Annotated in this window: 15 protein-coding genes and 1 pseudogene; 7 read left to right on the top strand and 9 right to left on the bottom strand. The window is 71.4% G+C overall.

Annotated elements, in window-relative coordinates; translation table 11 throughout:
- The first annotated feature begins 4 nt into the window (after positions 1–4).
- The gene (locus C1703_RS25305; protein ID WP_114255005.1) at positions 5–1,618 is read left to right on the top strand and encodes a D-aminoacylase; all 1,614 of its coding nucleotides are present in this window, start codon (positions 5–7) and stop codon (positions 1,616–1,618) included.
- A gap of 43 nt (positions 1,619–1,661) precedes the next feature.
- On the opposite strand, the gene C1703_RS25300 is transcribed toward C1703_RS25305, so the two are convergent.
- Both C1703_RS25300 and C1703_RS39045 read right to left on the bottom strand, forming a co-directional pair.
- Positions 1,662–2,585, bottom strand: a complete 924-nt coding sequence (locus C1703_RS25300; RefSeq protein ID WP_114255004.1) for a serine protease — start codon at positions 2,583–2,585, stop codon at positions 1,662–1,664.
- A gap of 162 nt (positions 2,586–2,747) precedes the next feature.
- On the bottom strand, positions 2,748–3,425 hold the full coding sequence (locus tag C1703_RS39045) for a hypothetical protein (protein ID WP_157993162.1): 678 nt from the start codon (positions 3,423–3,425) through the stop codon (positions 2,748–2,750).
- 126 nt (positions 3,426–3,551) lie between these two features.
- Here C1703_RS39045 and C1703_RS25290 point away from each other — a divergent pair, with 126 nt between their 5' ends.
- Together C1703_RS25290 and C1703_RS25285 are read left to right on the top strand one after the other, a co-directional pair.
- On the top strand, positions 3,552–4,763 hold the full coding sequence (locus tag C1703_RS25290; RefSeq protein ID WP_114255002.1) for a pyridoxal phosphate-dependent aminotransferase: 1,212 nt from the start codon (positions 3,552–3,554) through the stop codon (positions 4,761–4,763).
- Between the two features lie 112 nt (positions 4,764–4,875).
- Positions 4,876–5,292, top strand: a complete 417-nt coding sequence (locus C1703_RS25285) for a hypothetical protein (protein WP_114255001.1) — start codon at positions 4,876–4,878, stop codon at positions 5,290–5,292.
- A gap of 112 nt (positions 5,293–5,404) precedes the next feature.
- Here C1703_RS25285 and C1703_RS25280 read toward each other — a convergent pair whose 3' ends face one another.
- The 3 genes from C1703_RS25280 to C1703_RS25270 all read right to left on the bottom strand — a co-directional run bounded on the left by C1703_RS25280 (position 5,405) and on the right by C1703_RS25270 (position 9,479).
- On the bottom strand, positions 5,405–6,181 hold the full coding sequence (locus C1703_RS25280; RefSeq protein WP_114255000.1) for a DUF899 family protein: 777 nt from the start codon (positions 6,179–6,181) through the stop codon (positions 5,405–5,407).
- A 58-nt stretch (positions 6,182–6,239) separates the two neighbouring features.
- On the bottom strand, positions 6,240–7,292 hold the full coding sequence (locus C1703_RS25275; RefSeq protein ID WP_114254999.1) for an LLM class flavin-dependent oxidoreductase: 1,053 nt from the start codon (positions 7,290–7,292) through the stop codon (positions 6,240–6,242).
- 357 nt (positions 7,293–7,649) lie between these two features.
- Positions 7,650–9,479, bottom strand: a complete 1,830-nt coding sequence (locus tag C1703_RS25270; protein WP_114254998.1) for a phosphoenolpyruvate carboxykinase (GTP) — start codon at positions 9,477–9,479, stop codon at positions 7,650–7,652.
- 326 nt (positions 9,480–9,805) lie between these two features.
- Between C1703_RS25270 and C1703_RS25265 the strand changes: the two genes are divergently transcribed.
- The 4 genes and pseudogenes from C1703_RS25265 (at position 9,806) to C1703_RS25250 (ending at position 13,619) form a co-directional block, all read left to right on the top strand.
- On the top strand, positions 9,806–10,519 hold the full coding sequence (locus tag C1703_RS25265) for a hemolysin III family protein (protein WP_114254997.1): 714 nt from the start codon (positions 9,806–9,808) through the stop codon (positions 10,517–10,519).
- A gap of 110 nt (positions 10,520–10,629) precedes the next feature.
- Positions 10,630–12,222, top strand: a pseudogene (locus C1703_RS25260) (MFS transporter).
- 5 nt (positions 12,223–12,227) lie between these two features.
- Positions 12,228–12,854, top strand: coding sequence for a TetR family transcriptional regulator (locus C1703_RS25255; protein WP_114257581.1), 627 nt, complete (start codon positions 12,228–12,230; stop codon positions 12,852–12,854).
- A 33-nt stretch (positions 12,855–12,887) separates the two neighbouring features.
- Positions 12,888–13,619: a Mut7-C RNAse domain-containing protein gene (locus C1703_RS25250; RefSeq protein ID WP_114254996.1), complete on the top strand. Its 732-nt coding sequence runs from the start codon at positions 12,888–12,890 to the stop codon at positions 13,617–13,619.
- Here C1703_RS25250 and C1703_RS25245 read toward each other — a convergent pair.
- From C1703_RS25245 to C1703_RS25230, 4 genes are read right to left on the bottom strand one after another with little or no spacing between them, the layout of a single operon-like run.
- Positions 13,610–16,021, bottom strand: coding sequence for a galactose oxidase-like domain-containing protein (locus C1703_RS25245; RefSeq protein ID WP_114254995.1), 2,412 nt, complete (start codon positions 16,019–16,021; stop codon positions 13,610–13,612). The genes C1703_RS25250 and C1703_RS25245 overlap by 10 nt on opposite strands.
- Positions 16,018–17,211, bottom strand: coding sequence for a glycosyltransferase family 2 protein (locus C1703_RS25240; protein ID WP_114254994.1), 1,194 nt, complete (start codon positions 17,209–17,211; stop codon positions 16,018–16,020). The genes C1703_RS25245 and C1703_RS25240 overlap by 4 nt, the downstream gene beginning before the upstream one ends.
- Positions 17,208–18,857, bottom strand: coding sequence for a phospholipid carrier-dependent glycosyltransferase (locus C1703_RS25235; RefSeq protein ID WP_114254993.1), 1,650 nt, complete (start codon positions 18,855–18,857; stop codon positions 17,208–17,210). Before C1703_RS25235 ends, C1703_RS25240 begins: the two co-directional genes overlap by 4 nt.
- Positions 18,854–20,131: a glycosyltransferase gene (locus tag C1703_RS25230; protein WP_114254992.1), complete on the bottom strand. Its 1,278-nt coding sequence runs from the start codon at positions 20,129–20,131 to the stop codon at positions 18,854–18,856. Before C1703_RS25230 ends, C1703_RS25235 begins: the two co-directional genes overlap by 4 nt.
- Between the last annotated feature and the right edge of the window lie 65 nt (positions 20,132–20,196).

Below are 20,196 nucleotides of genomic sequence, written 5' to 3'. Positions count from 1 at the left end.
CGCGATGGAAGAGCTCGTCATCCGGGACGCCGACGTCGTCGACGGCTCCGGCGCGGACGCCTACCGGGCCGATGTCGTCGTCGACGGCGGCCGGATCACCGGGATCGTCAAGGAGGCCGCGGCGGCCGGCTGCCAGCGGCCCAAGGCACGCCGGGAGCTGGACGCCGAAGGGCTGGTCCTCTCCCCCGGCTTCGTCGACATGCACGCCCACAGCGACCTGGCCCTGCTGCGCGACCCCGACCACAGCGCCAAGGCCGCCCAGGGCGTGACGCTGGAGGTCATCGGCCAGGACGGGCTGTCCTACGCGCCGGTCGACGACCGCACCCTCGACGAGGTGCGCCGCGCGATCGCCGGGTGGAACGGGCCCGGTGACGACATCGACTTCGACTGGCGCACGGTCGGCGAGTACCTGGACCGGCTGGACCGGGGCATCGCCGTCAACGCGGCCTACCTGATCCCACAGGGCACGGTCCGGGCGCTCGCCGTCGGCTGGGAGGACCGCCCGGCCACCGCGCGGGAGCTGGCCCGGATGCGGCGGCTGGTCGCCGAGGGCATGGAGCAGGGCGCCGTCGGCATGTCGTCGGGGCTGACGTACACCCCCGGCATGTACGCGCGGGACGCCGAACTGACCGAGCTGTGCAAGGTGGTGGCGTCGTACGGCGGCTACTACTGCCCGCACCACCGCTCCTACGGCGCCGGCGCCCTGGAGGCGTACCGGGAGATGGTCGCGCTGACCCGGGAGGCGGGCTGCTCCCTCCATCTCGCCCACGCCACGATGAACTTCGGCGTGAACAAGGGCCGGGCGCCCGAACTGCTGGCCCTGCTGGACGAGGCCCTGGCCGCCGGGGCGGACATCAGCCTCGACACGTACCCGTACACGCCCGGCTGCACGACCCTCGCCGCCATGCTGCCGAGCTGGGCGAGCGAGGGCGGACCGGAGGAGACCCTCCGGCGGCTGGCGGACCCCGGCACGGCGGAGCGGATCCGCCACGACCTGGAGGTCACCGGGTCGGACGGCTGCCACGGCGTGCCCATCGAGTGGGACACGATCGAGATCTCGGGCGTGACCGATCCGGCCCTGGCCGATCACGTCGGCCGGACGGTCCAGGAGTCGGCGGCCCTCCGGCGGGAGGACCCCTGGGTGACCGCGCGCGGACTGCTGCTGGCCGACCGGCTGGCCCCGACGATCCTCCAGCACGTGGGCCACGAGGAGAACGTCCGGGAGATCATGCGCCACCGGGTGCACACGGGCGGCTCGGACGGCATCCTCCAGGGCGCCAAGCCGCATCCGCGCGCGTACGGCACGTTCCCGCACTACCTCGGGCACTACGTCAGGGAGTTGGGGGTGCTGTCGCTGGAGGAGTGCGTCGCGCACCTCACCTCGCGTCCGGCGGCGCGGCTCCGCCTGCCCGACCGGGGCCTCGTCCGCGAGGGATACGTCGCCGACCTGGTCCTCTTCGACCCGGCGACGGTCGCGGCGGGTTCCACCTTCGCGGAACCCCGCAGGCTCCCGACGGGCATTCCGTACGTCCTGGTCGACGGCCGGTTCGTGATCGAGGACGGGCGGCGCACGGACGTCCTGGCGGGCCGGGCGGTCCGCAGGACTCCTCCCGCGTGACCGCCCGCCCCGGCCCCGGCCTCACGGCTTGGGGCGAGCCGCCTTACGGCTTGGGCAGGGTGCAGCCGCTCGCGCTCAGGTCGAGCTTGTTGTCGATCCCGAAGCAGGCCGGGATCCCGTAGGTCTGCTGGGCGTAGTTGATGCCCTTGCGGACGGTCACGGTGCCGTTCGCGTCGACCTCACAGGGGTTGTTCACCGTGCAGCGCTCGCCGTCCTCGTTGCCGGTGTTGTTGACGGCGACGACCTTGTTGGTGGCCTGGTCGACGACGGGCGAGCCGGACGTGCCGCCGATGGTGTTGCAGGCGGAGGTGTAGCGGACCGAGTCCTTCCAGGTCCAGTCGCCCTCCTTCAGGGTGGGCACGAACCCGTCGACGGAGCAGCTGTAGATCCGCTTCCAGTAGCCCGAGGGGATGCTGATGGCGGTGCCGGCGACCGGGTGACTGTCGCTCAGCGTCAGCGGGTTGATGTTGTACGAGCTCTTGATCTGCGCGTACGTGGTGGTGAGCTGGTACAGCGCGACGTCCGTGTCGGTCATCGTGCCGTAGGCGAGCTTGGCGGCGCGCAGGGTGGCGACGCGCGAGCCGGAGGCGTTGAGCAGGCTGAAGGTGCGACTGGACGCCTTGTCGACGAGGACCTCGCCGGGCCCGGGGAAGCCGGACTCCAGACAGTGGCCGTTGGTCATCACGAGCGCCGGGTCGTTGCTCTCGGAGTCCGGCATGCGGACGACGGAGCCTGAGCAGTTGCTGAGCGCGACCGTGCCGGCGAAGTTCACCGCCTTGGCCGACGGGTTGAGTCCGGCCAGCGTCTGCTCCACGGACGCGACCACGCCGGAGACGGCGGACGTGGCCGAGCCCGTGTCCGCGGCCTTGCCGACGCCCGTGGGGGCGGCCTCGGCAGCGGTCGCGGGGGCCGCGCCGGCCCCGGCTATCGCCAGGGCGAAGAACGCGGCGGCGAGAGGTTTTCTCATGGGGGGTCCCCTCTTGCGACGGAGGCGGCCGGAAATCTTCCGGCCGCCTGCACGATTGTCATGTGCATTGTGATCGCGGAAAGGGGGGCGGGGCAAGGAGTCGTTCCACAAGCGGAACGAGCGCGTCCTGTCCGACCCTACTCAACCGCCCCGACCGGACGGCTACTTGGGGCCCTTCGTACCGCCGGGGCCGTGGCCCGGTTTCCCCTCGGGCCTGCCCGGGGGTGTCGCGGTGGCGTCGGGGGCGGAGGCCGTCGGGGTGACGGGCGGGGTGCTGACGGCCGGGGGCGGCGCGCTGTCCGTCGCGTCGTCGGACGGGGCGCGGCTCGCGGTCGCCGACGGGCTCGCGGGCGTGGACGCGGTCGCGGACGGCGCGCCGCGATCCGCCGGCCGGCCGGCGAGCGGGGCACCGGGGGTGGAGACCGCGCCGGTGCCGGTGGGCGCGGCCGGCGACTCCCCCGCCGTCGGGCCCGTACGGCCGCCCTCGCCGCCCCGCGTGCCGGAGGACGATCCCGAGAAGGAGAACCCGGCGATCAGGGCCGCCGCCGACACGGCACCCACGGCACCGGCGGCGACCGCGACCCGGCGCGTCCGCCAAGGACTCTTCCGCCGCCGGGCACGATGCCCCGCCCCGGACCGGCCACCCGCCGGCACCACCGGCAGCTCGCGCGTGTCACCCACGGCCCCTGCGGCTCCCTCGTCCTGCCATCCGTGCGCCGCCGCCGGATCGGCGTACCCGTCGTACGCCGGGGGCGGGGCCGCCTGCGGCAGGTACACGTTCGGCGGCCCCTGCGGCTCGCCGCCGGTCGCTCCGTCGGCGTAATCGAATGACTGGGACATGGCGGCGCATTCTAGGGACAGGAGGTGCTGGTGGGACAGCGTGCGGCCATTTCCCCGCAAACCACCGCGTCTCACGTGGCGGAAAACACGGCCCGTGACGCGTTACCGCGCCGTAAGCTCCCAGACATGCAGGTGATCCAGTCGACCAAGCTCGCCAACGTCTGTTACGAGATCCGGGGCCCGGTGCTCGAGGAGGCGATGCGGCTGGAAGCGGCCGGTCACCGGATCCTCAAGCTGAACACCGGCAACCCGGCGGCGTTCGGCTTCGAGTGCCCGCCCGAGATCCTGGAGGACATCCTCCGCAACGTCTCCTCGGCCCACGGCTACGGGGACGCGAAGGGCCTGCTGGCGGCGCGCCGCGCGGTCGTGATGCACAACCAGACCCTCGGCATCGAGACGGACGTCGAGCACGTCTTCATCGGCAACGGCGTCTCCGAGCTGATCGTGATGGCCATGCAGGGCCTGCTCGACGACGGCGACGAGGTGCTCGTGCCCGCGCCCGACTACCCGCTGTGGACGGCGGCCGTCTCGCTCTCCGGCGGCACGGCGGTCCACTACCGCTGCGACGAGCAGGCCGACTGGATGCCCGACCTCGCCGACGTCGAGCGCAAGGTCACCGACCGCACCAAGGCGATCGTGATCATCAACCCGAACAACCCGACGGGCGCGGTCTACGACGAGGCGATGATCAAGGGCCTGACCGACATCGCCCGCCGCCACAACCTGCTGGTCTGCTCGGACGAGATCTACGACAAGATCCTCTACGACGGCGCCAACCACACGCCGACCGCCAAGGTCGCCCCCGACCTGCTCACCCTCACCTTCAACGGCATGTCGAAGGCCTACCGGGTGGCCGGCTACCGGGTGGGCTGGATGTCGATCTCCGGGCCGCGCGCGCACGCCGACTCCTACATCGAGGGCCTGACGATCCTGGCGAACATGCGCCTGTGCGCGAACATGCCGGGACAGCACGGGGTGGTCGCCGCGCTCAGCGGGCGGCAGACGATCAACGACCTGGTCCTGCCGGGCGGGCGGCTGCGCGAGCAGCGGGACGTGGCCTACGAACTGCTCACCCAGATCCCGGGCGTGACGTGCGTGAAGCCGAAGGGGGCGCTGTACCTCTTCCCGCGCCTCGACCCCAAGGTCTTCAAGATCAAGGACGACCGGCGGATGGTCCTGGACCTGCTCCGGCGGGAGAAGATCATGGTCGTCCAGGGCACGGGCTTCAACTGGCCGGAGCCGGACCACTTCCGCGTGGTGACCCTGCCGACGGTGGGCGACCTGCGCGACGCGGTGGGGCGGATCGGGCACTTCCTGGACGGCTACAGCCAACACTGACCGGACCCTCCACTCACCGTACGTATGCGGTCAGTCCGGGTTTGTGAACAACTCAACTTTAGACGAAATCTAAGCTAGGATGGCTTCCTGCAAGCATTCAGGAGGCCCTCCCATGTACGAACCGATCCGCACCAAGTCGGTCCACAGCACGGTGGACGGCCCCAACCCGGACTTCCCCCACCGTTCCCGTGAGGAAGAGCTGGACATCCAGCTCGCGGGCCACCTGGCCGCCCTGCTCGCCGTCACGGACGAGCTGCGCGCGCTGGAGGGCTCGGCCGACCTGGACACCGCGGCGGAGCGGCTCGCGGAGCAGGTGGGCCGGCTGAGGGGCGGCCCCGCCCCGGCCCGGGTCTCCGGCGCCCGGCGCGAGCGGAGCGCCGTCGCCCTGCACCGGCGCGCGCACGCGCTGGCGGGCCGCGCGCTGGTCGTCGCCGCCTCCCGCGCCGACACGGCGGCCGCGATCCTGGCCGCCGAGCGGATGGACGCCCACACGGCGGCCCTGGAGCCGCGCGCCCTCGCGTCCCGCTGAGCCCGAGGGGCTCCCCTTGACGGCCCCGGTCCGCGCGCACCCGCAGCGACGCGCGGACCGGGCGCCACTAACCCCTTCGTGAGGAACTCCGGGTACCCCCGTCCGGAGCCCGTCACGCCTGTCGCGCCTGGCAGCAGTCCGAGCTGCTCGTGCCCGTGCCGGGCTGTCCGTCGTGGAGGTCGTCGTCGTGGCCGGCGGCGATCCGTGCCCACTGCGCGGTCGGCCGTCCGTCCCTGCGGAACTGCCCGCCGAGCGTCTCGTACGGCCGCGGCCAGCCGGACGGGGAGTCCTCCCAGGTCTCCTGCCGCCCGTAGACCGTCATGTCGAGGATGCCGTAGGACGGTGCCATGGGTTCGACGCCGCGGCCGGTGGTCCAGTACGTCTCGTAGACGCGGTCCCCGTCGCGGAGGTAGCACGCCTTCATCCCGAAGTGGCGGCCGGCGACGAGCCGTTCGTGCGACTCGGCGGGTACGGAGTACCAGGGCATGTCCCAGCCCATGAAGCGGCGGTAGCGGTCGGACTCCTCGTAGGGGCCCTGGCAGAAGACGGCGAAGGTGACGTCTCGCTGGTGCAGGTAGGACAGTTCGCGGACCTGGCCGGTGAAGAAGGTGCAGCCCTCGCACTGGTCGGCGGCGGTGTGGCCGTCGTGCCACATGTGATACGACACGAACAATTGCGTGCGGCCCTCGAAGACGTCGATCAGGGGGACGTGCCCCCTGCTTCCGACGAGCGGGGCCGACGGGTCCACCTCGGTCATGGGCAGCCGTCGCCGGGCGGCGGCGATCGCGTCGCCCGCCCGGGTGTGCGCCTTCTCCCGGACGCGCAGGGTGTCGACGGCGGCCAGCCACTCCCGGCGGGAGACGACCGGCGGCCTGTTCACAGCAGTCATGGCCGTACTGGCCCTGCGTCTGGCGAGAAATCATCGGTGGAGTCCGTGGCGGGGCGCCTCAGCCGACGAGTTCGGCGAGTCGGGCCATCTCGGTGGGCGGGTCGATCACCGGCTGGATGAGGAGTTCGTCCACGCCCGCCCGTTCCAGGGCGGTGACGCGGGTGCGGAGGTCGTCGCGGGTGCCGACGAGGGCCAGGCTGTTCATCAGCGAGGGCAGGACCAGGTCCCGGTCCTGCGGTGCGATGCGTCCGAGGTAGTCGGGGTAGAGCCTGGTGTACCGGTCCGGCGCGGTGGCGGTGGTGCCCCGCCGGTCGAGGAGGCGCCGCACCGCCTCCCGTTCGTCGGGGCCGAGTTGCCCGGCGACGGCGGGGTTGTCGGCGGCGAAGTCCAGCAGCGACAGGACGAGGTGACCTGTCGCGTCCCGGGCCGCGTCACTGTCGGCGTCCTCGTCGTCGCGCAGCAGGTGGAGCGCGGTGACCACGTAGGAGGCCGCGGAGGAGCCGGGATCGGGGGCCGTACCGTGGGCCGCCTGGCGGCGGGCGTCGTGCAGCGCGTGCCAGGCGGTGGGGTCGAGCAGGCCGAAGGAGATGAGGCCGGCGCCGCGGCGGCCGGCGACGGCGGCGGCTCTGGGCCCGAGCGCGGCCACGACGAACTCGATCGGATCGCTGGTGTTCACGTGCGCCCCGGCGTGCAGGAACCGGACGTCGCGGACCCGGTCTCCTTCGCGGTACTCGGTCGGGCGTCCGGCACACAGATCCTGCAGTGCCGCGGTGAAGTCCTCCAGCGCGGCTGCCGTGGCCGGCTGCATGCCCAGGGTGCGGCGGGCGGTGTTCCCGGTGCCGACCCCGCAGATGATCCGGCCCGGTGCCAGGGCGTTGAGGCTGGCGAACCCGCTCGCCGCGGCCGGGGCCGAGCGCAGGGCCGGTGAGGTCACGCCGATCCCGAGCTTGATGCGGCGGGTGGCCTTCGCGCACAGGCTCAGGGCGACGAAGGGGTCACCGTGGACCATCGGGGTGTCGTAGACCCAGAAGCTGCGCAAGCCCGACTCCTCGGCTCGCACGGCGAGATCCTCCACACCGGGGTGCGCGGCGACCACCACGCCTGCACGCATCAGGCCTCCACAGCACGAGGATCGGATCGAGCTTGCTCCGGTCCGAAACCGGCGTTCACCGACGCCGGAGCCGGCGCCGCGGGAGTGCCCGAGCGCCCCGGTCGACGTGGGCCGTCGGCCGGAGCGCTCGGTCATCCATCGGCACGTTCGTGAGCCCGCTGGGCGGGCCGTGCCGAAGCGGGCGGGTGTGAGCCGTCACCGCCGGGTGCCGTCGAGGCGGACGGCGGACGGCGACGGGCTCGGAGTCCCGCACGCCGTTGTGCGGGTCCCGCCTGTCCGTCCCGCGGCCGGCCGTGACGATGTTGCTGGTCAGGGCACTGTCGGTTCCAGCCGGCCGCGGAGTTCGGGGGGTGGGGCTCAGCCCAGGCGCTCCACCAGGGCGCGGTACTCGTCCCACAGCTCCTTCGGCGTGTGGTCGCCGAAGGTGTTGAGGTGGTCGGGGACCAGGGCGGCCTCCTCGCGCCAGACCTCCTTGTCGACCGTGAGGAGGAACTCCAGGTCGGAGTCGGCCAGTTCCAGGCCGTTCGTGTCGAGGGCGTCCTTCGTCGGCAGGATGCCGATGGGGGTCTCGACGCCCTCGGCCTTGCCGTCCAGGCGCTCCACGATCCACTTCAGGACGCGGGAGTTCTCGCCGAAGCCGGGCCAGACGAACGTGCCCTCGTCGTCCTTGCGGAACCAGTTGACGTAGTAGATCTTCGGCAGCTTGGACTGGTCCTTGCCCTTGGCCACGTCGATCCAGTGGGCCATGTAGTCGCCCATGTTGTAGCCGCAGAACGGCAGCATCGCGAAGGGGTCGCGGCGCAGCTCGCCGACCTTGCCCTCGGCGGCGGCGGTCTTCTCGGAGGCCACGTTGGCGCCGAGGAAGACGCCGTGGTTCCAGTCGAAGGACTCCGTCACCAGCGGCACGGCGGTGGCGCGGCGGCCGCCGAAGAGGATCGCCGAGATCGGCACGCCCTTGGGGTCCTCCCACTCGGGCGCGATGATCGGGCACTGCGAGGCGGGGACGGTGAAGCGGGCGTTGGGGTGGGCGGCCGGGGTCTCCGACTCCGGCGTCCAGGAGTTGCCCTTCCAGTCCGTGAGGTGGGCCGGGGGCTCCTCGGTCATGCCCTCCCACCAGACGTCGCCGTCGTCCGTCAGCGCCACGTTCGTGAAGACGGAGTTGCCCCACAGCGTCTTCATCGCGTTGGCGTTGGTGTGCTCGCCGGTGCCGGGGGCGACGCCGAAGAAGCCGGCCTCGGGGTTGATGGCGTAGAGGCGGCCGTCCTCGCCGAAGCGCATCCAGGCGATGTCGTCGCCGATGGTCTCGACCGTCCAGCCGGGGATGGTCGGCTCCAGCATGGCGAGGTTGGTCTTGCCGCAGGCGCTCGGGAAGGCCGCGGCGACGTACTTGGCCTCGCCGCGCGGCGGGGTGAGCTTCAGCACGAGCATGTGCTCGGCCAGCCAGCCCTCGTCCCGGGCCATGACGGAGGCGATGCGCAGGGCGTAGCACTTCTTGCCGAGCAGGGCGTTGCCGCCGTAGCCGGAGCCGTAGGACCAGATCTCGCGGCTCTCCGGGAAGTGGGAGATGTACTTGGTCTGGTTGCAGGGCCAGGGGACGTCCTCCTGGCCGGGCTCCAGCGGGGCGCCCAGGGTGTGCACGGCCTTGACGAAGAACCCGTCGGAGCCGAGCTCGTCGAGGACGGCCTGGCCCATGCGGGTCATCGTGCGCATGGAGACGGCGACGTACGCCGAGTCGGTGATCTCCACACCGAGCGCGGACAGCGGCGAGCCGAGCGGGCCCATGCAGAAGGGCACGACGTACATGGTCCGGCCGCGCATCGAGCCGCGGAACAGACCTCCCTGCCCCCCGGAGCCCTGGAAGATCTCCCGCATCTCGGCGGGGGCCTTCCAGTGGTTCGTGGGGCCCGCGTCCTCCTCCTTCTCGGAGCAGATGAACGTCCGGTCCTCCACGCGGGCGACGTCGGTGGGGTCGGAGGCCGCGTAGTAGGAGTGGGGGCGCTTGATCGGGTCGAGTTTCCGGAAGGTGCCCTTCTGGACGAGCTCCTCGCACAGTCGCTCGTACTCGGCCTCGGATCCGTCACACCAGACCACGTTGTCCGGCTGCGTCAGTTCTGCGATCTCGTTGACCCACGAGATCAGCCCCTGATGGGTGGTGGGGACGGTGGGAGCCGCGATGTCGCGCGCCACGATTGCTCCTAAATGAGGGTTTTTTGTGATGTGGAGGCCCCGTGGGGGCTGCGACCCGGATGCTTCAGGGTGGATCTTGGCGCTCATCCGGTGCCGACCGCACTCATTTGATCATCCGATGCGCGCGCCCATCTGTCCAGAGGAGCGCACAGGTGAGCAACGTGAGGATCGCCACGGTTTCTCGCGCCGCTTTACGTGCACGTTGCGTTCACCGGACCGTCCGTTTGCGTAACCATCGTCGGGTCACGGTGAGAGGATGGCCACTCTTCATCGGCCAATCCGGCGGGCTGATACGTCACTTACGGTTCCGTAGCTACCATTCCGTCATGACTGCGTTCGCCCCCGACGCGCCCACGGACACGCCGGCCGACGGCCGCGGTCCGCAGGCGCTCTCCTTGCCGCACCCGGTGAAGCCCAAGCTGCGCGGCTGGCTGCACCTCGGCATGTTTCCGGCCGTCCTCGTCGCGGGCCTGGTCCTGACCGCCCTCGCCGACTCGACCAGAGGACGCGTCGCGTGCGGCATCTTCGCACTGACCGCCTGCCTGCTGTTCGGCGTGAGCGCGCTGTACCACCGGGGCAACTGGAGCCCCCGCATGGACGGCGTCCTGCGCCGGCTGGACCACTCCAACATCTTCCTGATCATCGCGGGCACGTACACACCGCTGACGATGCTGCTCCTGCCGGAGGCCAAGGGGCGGTGGCTGCTGTGGGGCATCTGGGCGGCGGCCGCCGCGGGGATCGCCTTCCGCGTCTTCTGGGTCGGCGCCCCGCGCTGGCTGTACACGCCGTGCTACATCGCGATGGGCTGGGCGGCCGTCTTCTACCTGCCGGACTTCATGCGGACCGGCGGGATCGCAGTCCTCGTCCTGGTCATCGTCGGCGGCGTGCTCTACAGCGTGGGCGGTGTCGTCTACGGGATCAAGCGGCCGAACCCGTCACCGCGCTGGTTCGGCTTCCACGAGGTGTTCCACTCCTTCACGCTGGCGGCCTTCATCGCGCACTACGTGGGGATCTCACTGGTGGCGTACCAGCACGGGTGATCCTCCCCTGAAGGCCTTCGGGGCCACGGCTTCCAGCCGTGGCCCTTTTCGCTGTCCTGAAAGACCCCACCGATTGACACGGTGAATCTTTTGAGAGTTACTCTCATTTCATGGCTACTACCACTCCCGGGCCCGATCCTCGCCGCTGGTGGGCCCTGACGGCCCTGGTCGTGAGCATGCTCACGCTCGGCTTCGACATGACGATCCTCAACGTCGCGCTGCCGACGATGGCCCAGGATCTCGGCGCGAGCACCGGCGAGCAGCTGGGGGTGCCCCCAGGCGTTTAGCACTGGGGGAGGATGGCGGACGCCTACGTCGTCGTCTTCGCCGCGCTGATGCTCCCCGCCGGGCTGCTCGGCGACCGGTTCGGGCGGCGGCTGATGCTCGTCACCGGGCTGGGGATCTTCCTCGCCGGCTCGGTCGTGGGCGCCCTGGCCCCGGACGTGAGCTGGGTCGTCGCCGCCCGGGCCGTGATGGGCGTCGGCGGCGCGCTGGTCATGCCGCTCGCGTTGTCCGTGCTGCCGTCGTTGTTCGGGCCGGACGAGCGCTCCAAGGCGATCGGCGTCATGTCGGCCGCCTCCGCGCTCGGCATGCCGCTCGGCCCGATCCTCGGAGGCTGGCTGCTCGACCACTTCTGGTGGGGCTCGGTCTTCCTGATCAACGTGCCCATGGTCGGCATCGGCGTCATGGCCTGCCTCTTCCTGCTCCCCGAGACGCGCGACCCCTCCTCCCCCACGGTCGACGCCCTCGCCACGGCACTCACCGCCGCCGGTCTCGGCGCCCTGGTCTACGCCATCATCGAGGCGCCCACGCGCGGCTGGGGCGACCCCCTGGTCGCCGGGTTCCTCGCCGGAGCCGTCGTCCTGCTCGCCGGGCTGGTGCTGCGCGAGCGGCGGGCGGCGCGGCCCATGATCGACATGGAGCTGCTCCGCCACCGCGGGTTCCTCGTGAACACCCTCACGGCGACGCTGGTCACCTTCGTCCTGGCGGGCCTGCTGTTCCTGCTGCCGCCCTACCTCCAGGCCGTCCTCGGCCACGACGCCCTCGGCACCGGGCTGCGGCTGCTGCCGATGATGGGCGGCCTGATGGTCTCCGCACGCGCCGCCCAGCCGGTCGTCGCCCGGTTCGGCCCCCGCGCGGTGGTCAGCTGCGGCCTGGTGGTGCTGGCGTTCGCCGCGTTCCTCGGCAGCCGTACGGAGGCGGATTCCGCCTACGGATTCACCGCGCTGTGGCTGGCCGTCACCGGCGTCGGCTTCGGCCTCGCGGTGGTCCCGGCGATGGACGGGGCGCTGGCCGCGCTGCCCGCCGACCGGGCCGGCAGCGGATCGGGGCTGCTGATGACCCTGCGCCAGGTCGGCAGCGCCATCGGCATCGCCCTGCTGGGCAGCCTGCTCGTGGGCGCCTACCGGGACCGGCTCGACGTCACCGGGCTGCCCGCCCGGGCCGCCGACACCGCCGGGGAGTCCGTGGTGGCCGCGCACCTCGTCGCCGAGCGCACCGGCGCGCCCGGCCTGGCCGCCTCCGCGAACAGCGCCTACGTCCACGGCATGGGCGTCGTCCTGCTGGTGTGCGGTGCCGCGGCCCTGGTCGCCGCGCTGCTGACCGGGGCGTTCCTGCCCCGCACCCGGACCGCCCCGGACGGCGAGGACGGCGAGGACGGCACCCCGGCCATGGCCGGGCCCGAGGCCGATGCCCGACAATGACCTTCATGACGGCCGCACGCACCACCCCCGCCGACCGGCCCCAGCTGGGGCTCCGGGAGCGGAAGAAGATCAAGACCCGCCAGGCGATCCGCGCCGCGACCTACGCGCTGATCGAGGAGCATGGCTACGACGCCACGACGATCGAGCAGATCGCCGACCGCGCCGAGGTGTCGCCGTCGACCGTCTTCCGGTACTTCCCGACCAAGGAGGACATCGTCATCACCGACGAGTGGGACCCGGTGATGCTGGAGGAGCTGCGGGCCCGGCCGTCGGACGAGTCATGGGCCGATGTCATGCGGCACGTGATGCGCACGGCCCTCGACCTGAGCCTCGCCGAGGAACCCGAGGTGACCCGGCTGCGGACCCGGCTCGGGGTCGAGGTGCCTGCCGTCCGCGCCCGCATGATGGAGAGCATGGCGGCGACCGGCCGGCTGCTCCGCGCGGGCCTCGCCGAGCGCTCCGGGCTCGACCCCGACAGCCTGGAGCTGCGGGTCTTCGCCATGTCCGTGATGGGCGGCCTGCTGGAGGTCTCCCACTACTGGGCCGAGACCGGCCACCGCGACGACATCAGGGACCTCGTCGACCGCGCCCTGGACGTGCTGGAGCACGGCCTGCCCACCGGAAAACGCTGAGGCCGGCACCCCTCCCCGTGGCATCCTGACCGGGTGAACGGTCCCGAGATCCACGTCGACTTCGCGCCCGAGCTGCACGTCTTCGTCCCCCCGGCCCGCAGGAACGGCACCGTGCGGGCCGCCACCGACGGCGTCTCCAGCCTCGGCCATGTCATCGAGTCCCTCGGCGTGCCGCTGACCGAGGTGGGCACGCTGCTCGTGGACGGCCGGGAGGTACCGGTCTCGCACGTCCCGGCGGCCGGGGAGGCGGTGACGGTACGGACCGTCACCCGCCCGCAGCAGGTGCCCGGCGCTCCCCTCCGCTTCCTCCTCGACGTCCACCTCGGCACGCTCGCCCGCCGGCTGCGCCTGCTCGGCGTGGACACGGCGTACGAGTCGACCGACATCGGCGACCCGGCCCTCGCGGCGCGTTCGGCGGCCGAGCAGCGGGTCATGCTGAGCCGCGACCGGGGCCTGCTGCGGCGCCGTGAGCTGTGGGCGGGGGCGTTCGTCTACAGCACCCGCCCCGAGGAGCAGCTCCGGGACGTACTGGACCGCTTCCGGCCCGAGCTGCTGCCCTGGACGCGCTGCACCGCCTGCAACGGGCTGCTGCGCGAGGCGACCAAGGACGAGGTCGCCGACCAGCTCAAACACGGCACGCACGCCACGTACGACGTGTTCGCGCAGTGCACGGCATGCGGCCGGGCGTACTGGAAGGGCGCGCACCACGAGCAGTTGGAGGCGATCGTGGAGCGCGCCCTGGCGGAGTCACGCGGTCAGCGCTGACCCTTCCCCACATCACCCTTCCCGCAGGCGATCCCGTCCCCGTTCCGGTCCAGGCCCAGCGGGTCGTCCCTGCCGTTGACCTTCAGGCGGCCGTAGTCGTTCGCCTTGAGCCACTCGCAGCGGGCCGCCGTCGTGTTCTTCACCTCCGCGGGGAAGTCCGTCGGCACGCAGACGTTGATCGAGCCGTAGTGGCGGTCGCAGCCGGAGATGGTCGGGCTGACCTTCTGCGACGCCCGCTTCTTGCCGGGCTTGACCACCTTGCCCGTGGGCTCGTCCGCGAAGTCGTGGACGTGGGCCGAGGCGTCCGTCGCCTTGAGGGCCTGCGGGCCCTGGAGGTGCACCCACTTGGCCACCGACGGCACCCCGTTGGCGTCGACCGCGAAGAGCATGTACCAGCCGGGCGGCGCCAGGTTGGGGTTGCTCGTGACGTTGAGGTCGACGTTGTTGCCGTCGACCGACAGCGGCAGGTCCACGAACCGCTGGTTCGGGTCGGAGGAGTGCGTGACGGCGGCCGGGCGGATCAGCTCGGCCTTGGCGATGGGCCGGTCGACGGTGATCCGCTGCGTGTCGCCGTAATTCCACTCGGTGTCGATCAGCGAGGTGATCGTCGGGCGGGGGCCCTTGAACAGGTAGGGCGGGCTGTAGACCGACACGTCGTGGTTCCAGGAGCCGTTGCCCGGGTTGTCGCCGGTCGTCATCACCCGGCCGTCGGGCAGCAGGAACGCCGAGGAGTGGTAGCCGCGGGCCTCGGGGTCGACGGCCACCGGGTCGAACGTCTCCGACTCGGGGTCGAAGATCGACGTCTCGTAGACCGGGTTGGCGCGGTTGTGCAGGGCGCCGCCCGTCTCCAGGACCTTGCCGTCGGGCAGGAGCACGGCGGAGACGTACATCTTGCCCTGGTTCCCGGTCTGCGGGACGGGCCCGTTGCCGAGGTCGACCGTGCCCTGCGGGATCGGCGGTCCGGCCACGTAGGAGGGGTTGGGCTGCTTGAGGTCGATGATGTCGGTCAGGCGGTTCGCCTCCGGGTTGGAGTCGATGTTGCCGCCGCCGAGGGTGAGGACCTTCTGGTCCTGCGCCGGGGGCAGCAGCACGCTGGCCGACTGGTCGCGCTCGTCCTTGTTCCGCAGGCCGGGCACCTGGGTGGTGGTGTTGGCGGCGTAGTCGTAGATCGCCGAACCCGTGCCGGGGATGTTGTTGCCGAAGACGTGGCTGCCCGAGTAGAAGAGGCGGCCGTCCTGCATGAGGATCATCGACGGGTACAGGCCCCAGTACGACCAGGTCTGGTTGACCTTCCACAGCGGCTGCCACTGCTGCTCGGCCTGGGAGAACAGCTCGGCGGTGACCGAGCCGGTGGAGTCCTCGCGCAGGCCGCCGAAGGAGATGACGTCGCCGTTGCCGAGGATCGTGGCCGACGGGTACCAGTGGCCGTCGTTCATGTCGTTGGTCCTGGTGTAGGTCTCGGTCTCCGGGTCGAAGACGTACGAGTCCTTGTAGCCCTGGTAGCCGATCCGGCCGTCGGCGGAGGGGTAGCCCTTGTTGCCGCTCATCACCAGCACCCGGCCGTCCTGGAGCTGGACGTGGCCGGCGCAGAACATGTCCTTGGGCGTGGGGATGACCTTGTAGGAGCCGTCCGCCGGGTCGTAGACGGCCGAGGTGAAGGTGCCCGCCTCGAACATCGACTCGTCGTTGCCGGAGCCCGCGATCAGCAGCACCTTGCCGTTGTGCAGGACGACCGAGTGCATGGAGCGGACCGGGTTCTGCGTGGGGAGGACGTCCCACTTGCCGTTCGCGCACTGCTCGGCCGTGCCCGTGCACCGCGGCGGCAGGACCGGGTCGGGGACCTGGTCCATCGTGTAGTCGTCGGTGGTGGCGGAGCCGGTGCCGTAGACGGAGACGCCCCAGGAGATGCGGTCGGTGCCGGCCGGGACCTCGGGGGTGCGGACCGTCGCCTCGGTCCAGTCGCCCGCCAGGTCCAGTGTCTTGAGGTCGGTCCAGTACTGCCAGCCGGCCGTGGTGTCGTGCCGGAACAGCGTGATCGCCGCGTCGGGGGTCGTCGTCTTGTACCAGAGGCCCAGGTCGTACTGCTTGCCCGGCGTCACCACCGGCGCGCAGTCGGCGGACTCGGTGATCAGCGCCTTGCGGTCGCCCTCGACGCGGCGGGTCAGCTCGACCTTCATGGCCTTGGCGCCGGAGTGCGCGTCGGCCGTGGTGGTGAAGGTGAAGTCGTTGTCGCCCCAGCCGGACTTCTCCCAGCAGTACGGCATGTCGCCGGTGCCCGCGGTCTCGAAGCCGGGGTTCTTGATGAGGTTGGCGGCGGAGGCGGACTGGGGTGCGGTCAGCAGGAGGCCGGCCGTGAGCGCGCCCACGCCGACGAGTGCGGTTCTTCTCCGGTACTTGTTCACACGGCTCTCCTCGCGGTGCGGCCGTCGCGCTCGGGCTTCTCACCGGCCCGGCGCGGCAGGTAGACCAGCGCTTCGGTCGCCACGAAGCGCAGGACGAACGTCGTCACCAGCGCGAGCGCGGTGGCGGACAGCACGCCCAGGTGCAGCTGGTGCACGAACACGGCGATCAGCGGGATGCGCAGCACCAGATCGGCGTTGGCGAGCAGCGCGAACCGCCCGGCCCGGTCCCACCAGCGCCGGTGCCGGCGCCGCTCGCGGAACAGCAGGTGCTCGATGAGCACGAAGTTCCAGGCGACGCCGAGCTGGTTGGCGAGGATCTCCGCCGGCACGTAGTGCATGCCGACGGCCGTCAGCGCCCACAGGCCGAGCAGGTTCGGGACGAAGCCGGTCAGCCCGATCAGACCGAAGCCGATCATCCGCGCGACCGGCGAGGCGGCCCGCAGCCCGGCCAGGTGCCGCAGGAAGCGCAGGCCCTCCTGCGCGGTCGACTTGGACTCCCCCGCGAAACGGTCCTGGAAGACGAACGGCACCTCGGTGACCGTGCGCGGGCGGCTGCGGACGGCCAGTTCGAGGAGGATCTTGTAGCCGAGCGGCTGGAGCACCTCGGCCGTGACCGCGCTGCGGCGGATCGCGAAGAAGCCGCTCATCGGGTCGCTGATGCCGTGCAGCCGGCGCGGGAAGAGTGCCTTGGTCAGCCAGGTCGCCCCGCGGGAGACGGCCACCCGGTAGCTGCCCGCGAGCCCGGCCCGGCTGCCGCCCTTGATGTACCGGGAGGCGACGACCAGCCCGGCGTTGGCCCGTTCGCCGGTGGCGACCAGGTCGGGCACCAGGGACGGCGGGTGCTGGCAGTCGCCGTCCATGACGACGATCCAGTCGGACGTGGCCGCCTTCAGCCCCTCGACGACCGCGCCCCCGAGCCCGCCCACCGGCTCCTCGCGGTGCAGCACGGTCACCGGGAACGGGCAGTCCTGCGCCGCCTTCTCGATGACCTCGGGCGTGTCGTCGGTGGAGTCGTCCACGAAGAGCACCTCGCAGGGCACCCGGGCGGGGACGGCCTCGGTGATCTGGCGCAGCAGCTGCCGCACGTTCGCCGACTCGTTGAACGTCGGTACGACGATGGTGACGGCGCCCGGTTCGGGGATCTCGGCGGTCTCGACGACCTCGCCGGGGACGGTGGACTCCTGGCTCATCGCGCGCCTCCGGCGGACGTCTGTATCTGGCGGATCTCGATGCGGTCCGGGCCGGTGCCGAAGGTGGCGACCGGTTCCGAGTGCTCCATGGCGGCCTTGACGTTGGGCAGGTCGGCCGCGTCCCGCCGCACGGTCGGGGAGGCGACGACGTAGTCCAGGTCCTTCCAGCCGCGCGGCATCGTCTTCGTCACCGCCGGGTCCAGGTCGGCCTTGTAGAACCAGATGACGCCGAGTCCGGGCTCGTAGCCCTGGTGCACCAGGTCGAGCCAGAGGGCGTCGTCGACCAGCACGCGGGTGCGCTCCGGGTCCTCGACCTCGGTGGCGAGCCACTTGGAGGCGGCCTTGTAGGGGGCGTTGGCGTCGGTGGTGACGGCCGTGCGGGCGCCGTCGTACCAGTGCGGGACGACGTAGGCGCCGGCGGCCAGGGCGAGGACCGTGGCGAGCGCGTACCGGCCCACGCTGACGTACCGTTTCTCCGCCTCGGAGCGCCAGCGGCTCAGCACCGCGTGGGCGACGGAGGCGGTTCCTCCGGCGAGGACCAGCGCGAGGAACGGCAGGGCCTGGATGACGTACATCGCGGGCAGGTAGCCGTTCGGGCGCAGCGCCAGCGCGGCGAGGATCGCGACGGCCAGGGCGGGTCCGGCCAGGGCGCGGGCGGTGACCGACCAGCGCCAGGTGGCGAGCAGCAGCAGGGCGCCCGCGAGGCCGCCGAGGGGCAGGATCTTGTCGTAGTACAGCCACGACTGGAGCACGCCCCAGGAGCCGGAGCCCTGGTCCAGGATGAAGCCCGAACCGGGCCGGGTCATCTGGTACTTGACGCCGTCCCAGAGGGAGACGTGCCCGCTGCCCGGCAGCAGCTCCCCCTTGAGCAGGGCGAACAGCGGGTAGGAGAAGCCGATCAGGGCGCAGGCCGTGACGGCGCCGGTGAGGGCGAACTTGCGGGTGTCCTTGTGGCTGTGCCGCCACATGGTGAGGAACAGGGCGGGCAGGACGACGAGCATCGTCTCCTTGGTGAGGACGGCCGTGGCGGCCGCGATGCCCGCGCCGAAGTGGTGCCAGAGGTGGCGGCTCGGGGACGCGGCCAGCGTGAAGGCCAGCAGCGTCCACATCACCGCGAGGTTGTCGAGGAAGATCTCCCGCTGGAGGACGACCGCGAGCGGCGAGAGGCCGAAGAAGACCATGCCGAGCGCGGCGGCCCAGCGGGGCAGGGCGAGACGCCGGCCCAGGACGTAGACGAGGACCGCGCTGATGCCGCTGATCACCAGCATCGCGGCGCGCATGGTGCTCACGGTCATCGACTCGGGGCTGATCAGCGCCGGGATCCAGGTCAGTACGGCGATCTGGATCCAGCCCAGCGGCGGGTGGTCGTACCAGTAGGTGTAGTGGGCGAGGCCGTTGCCCTGCTGGACCGACCAGGCCTGGGCGAGGTAGGTGCCCTCGTCGTCGCTGAGCGCCGGGTAGTCGGCGATGTTCCAGCCCTGCACGACGAGGATCGCCACGAGGAGGACACCGCACAGGAGCAGGTCGGAGCGGGAGGAGCGCAGCCGGCTGGGCGGCTCGACGCGTCGGTGCGCACCGGTGCGGGGCGCGGGCCCGCGCTGCGCGGGGATCTTCGGTGTGGTCGCCGCGGGAAGGGTGGAGGTCACGCGGGAACGTCCTCTCGGGTCTCACGGCTCGCTTCGGCCCGGGTGAGGTGCGCGCCGACGTGCGTGGTCAGCTCCCAGTCGTTGCGGCCGCGCTGCTCGCGCCAGACGGCACGGACGGCCGCCCCGGCGAGCAGGACCTGGTAGAAGGGGCCGCCCAGGATCAGCTTCAGGTAGTGCGCGAAGCGGACGCGCAGGCCGTACTGCTTGCCGAAGTCGTGCAGTCCGACGATCTCGAAGACGAAGGTGACCAGGGCGGTGACGGCCGGCAGGAAGGTGATGAAGGCGATGCCGACGGGCACGTCCAGGAAGAGCGCGATCGCCACGTTGAGCGGGATGATCAGGCCGGTGAAGGCCTGCATGAACGGCGTCATCAGGGTGTAGCGGGCGAGGAGGCGCTGCCCGAGGGTGGGCAGTTGCTTCCAGTCCTTCTTCCGGTACACCTGGAGGAACCCCTGGTTCCAGCGGGTGCGCTGCTTCAGCAGGGACATCAGCGAGCCGGGGGTCTCCTCCCGGGTCACCATGTCGGAGTCGTAGGCGACGACGACCTTCTTGCCGACGCTGGACAGGCGCACGCCCAGGTCGCAGTCCTCGGCGAGGCAGTTCGGGTCCCAGCCGCCGGCTTCCCGCAGGACGCCGGTGCGGACGAAGACGGTGTTGCCGCCCAGCGGAATGAAACCTTTCTGCGCGTGCAGGTGGAGCCGCGAGCGGAACCAGAAGAAGTACTCCAGGCAGTTGCGCAGGCTGTACCAGCTGGAGTGGAAGTTGATCAGCTGCACCCCGCCCTGGACGACGTCGGCGCCGGTGGTACGGAAGGCGTGGTCGACGTGCGCGAGCAGCTCGGGGTGGACCTGGTCCTCCGCGTCGAACACGCCGACGACGTCACCGCGGCAGTGCGGCAGGGCCGTGTTCATGGCCTTCGGCTTGTTCTTCTTCTCGTGCGTGTCGACGACGACCCGGACCCGCCGGTCACGCGCGGCGGCCGCCTCGGCCACCGCGGTGGTCTCCGGGTCGTCGTGCCCGACGATCACGATGATCTCGAAGTCGGTGTGGCTCGACTCCAGCAGGCGCTGGATCGTGTGGTCCAGCACCGCCTGTTCGTGCCGGGCGGGCAGCAGCAGCGAGAAGGAGACGTGCTCGTTCCCGTCCGGACTGCTGAACCGGGTGGAGGCGAGCACTTCCGGCGTGCGCCAGGCGTGCATCTGCCACCACAGGGTGAACGCCGCCATCCAGAACAGGGCCAGTGAAACGGCAGCGATGAAGACAGACGTCAGCAAACAGATCCCCCCAGATCCAAGAACCCCCTGTCGCGACCGTCCCATCCGTCGCGCACTGTGCAGAG

It is taken from the genome of Streptomyces sp. Go-475 (assembly GCF_003330845.1).
In the GTDB taxonomy this organism is placed as follows: Bacteria; Actinomycetota; Actinomycetes; order Streptomycetales; family Streptomycetaceae; genus Streptomyces.
The sequence above is the reverse complement of the archived record's forward strand: the minus strand, read 5'-3'. Positions and strand labels throughout refer to the sequence as shown.

What these genes read in the sequence shown, in the direction of transcription:
- C1703_RS25305 (WP_114255005.1), top strand. Translation starts at nt 5, where the DNA reads ATGGAAGAGCTCGTCATCCGGGACGCCGACGTCGTCGACGGCTCCGGC.
- C1703_RS25300 (WP_114255004.1), bottom strand. Translation starts at nt 2,585, where the DNA reads ATGAGAAAACCTCTCGCCGCCGCGTTCTTCGCCCTGGCGATAGCCGGG.
- C1703_RS39045 (WP_157993162.1), bottom strand. Translation starts at nt 3,425, where the DNA reads ATGTCCCAGTCATTCGATTACGCCGACGGAGCGACCGGCGGCGAGCCG.
- C1703_RS25290 (WP_114255002.1), top strand. Translation starts at nt 3,552, where the DNA reads ATGCAGGTGATCCAGTCGACCAAGCTCGCCAACGTCTGTTACGAGATC.
- C1703_RS25285 (WP_114255001.1), top strand. Translation starts at nt 4,876, where the DNA reads ATGTACGAACCGATCCGCACCAAGTCGGTCCACAGCACGGTGGACGGC.
- C1703_RS25280 (WP_114255000.1), bottom strand. Translation starts at nt 6,181, where the DNA reads ATGACTGCTGTGAACAGGCCGCCGGTCGTCTCCCGCCGGGAGTGGCTG.
- C1703_RS25275 (WP_114254999.1), bottom strand. Translation starts at nt 7,292, where the DNA reads ATGCGTGCAGGCGTGGTGGTCGCCGCGCACCCCGGTGTGGAGGATCTC.
- C1703_RS25265 (WP_114254997.1), top strand. Translation starts at nt 9,806, where the DNA reads ATGACTGCGTTCGCCCCCGACGCGCCCACGGACACGCCGGCCGACGGC.
- C1703_RS25255 (WP_114257581.1), top strand. Translation starts at nt 12,228, where the DNA reads ATGACGGCCGCACGCACCACCCCCGCCGACCGGCCCCAGCTGGGGCTC.
- C1703_RS25240 (WP_114254994.1), bottom strand. Translation starts at nt 17,211, where the DNA reads ATGAGCCAGGAGTCCACCGTCCCCGGCGAGGTCGTCGAGACCGCCGAG.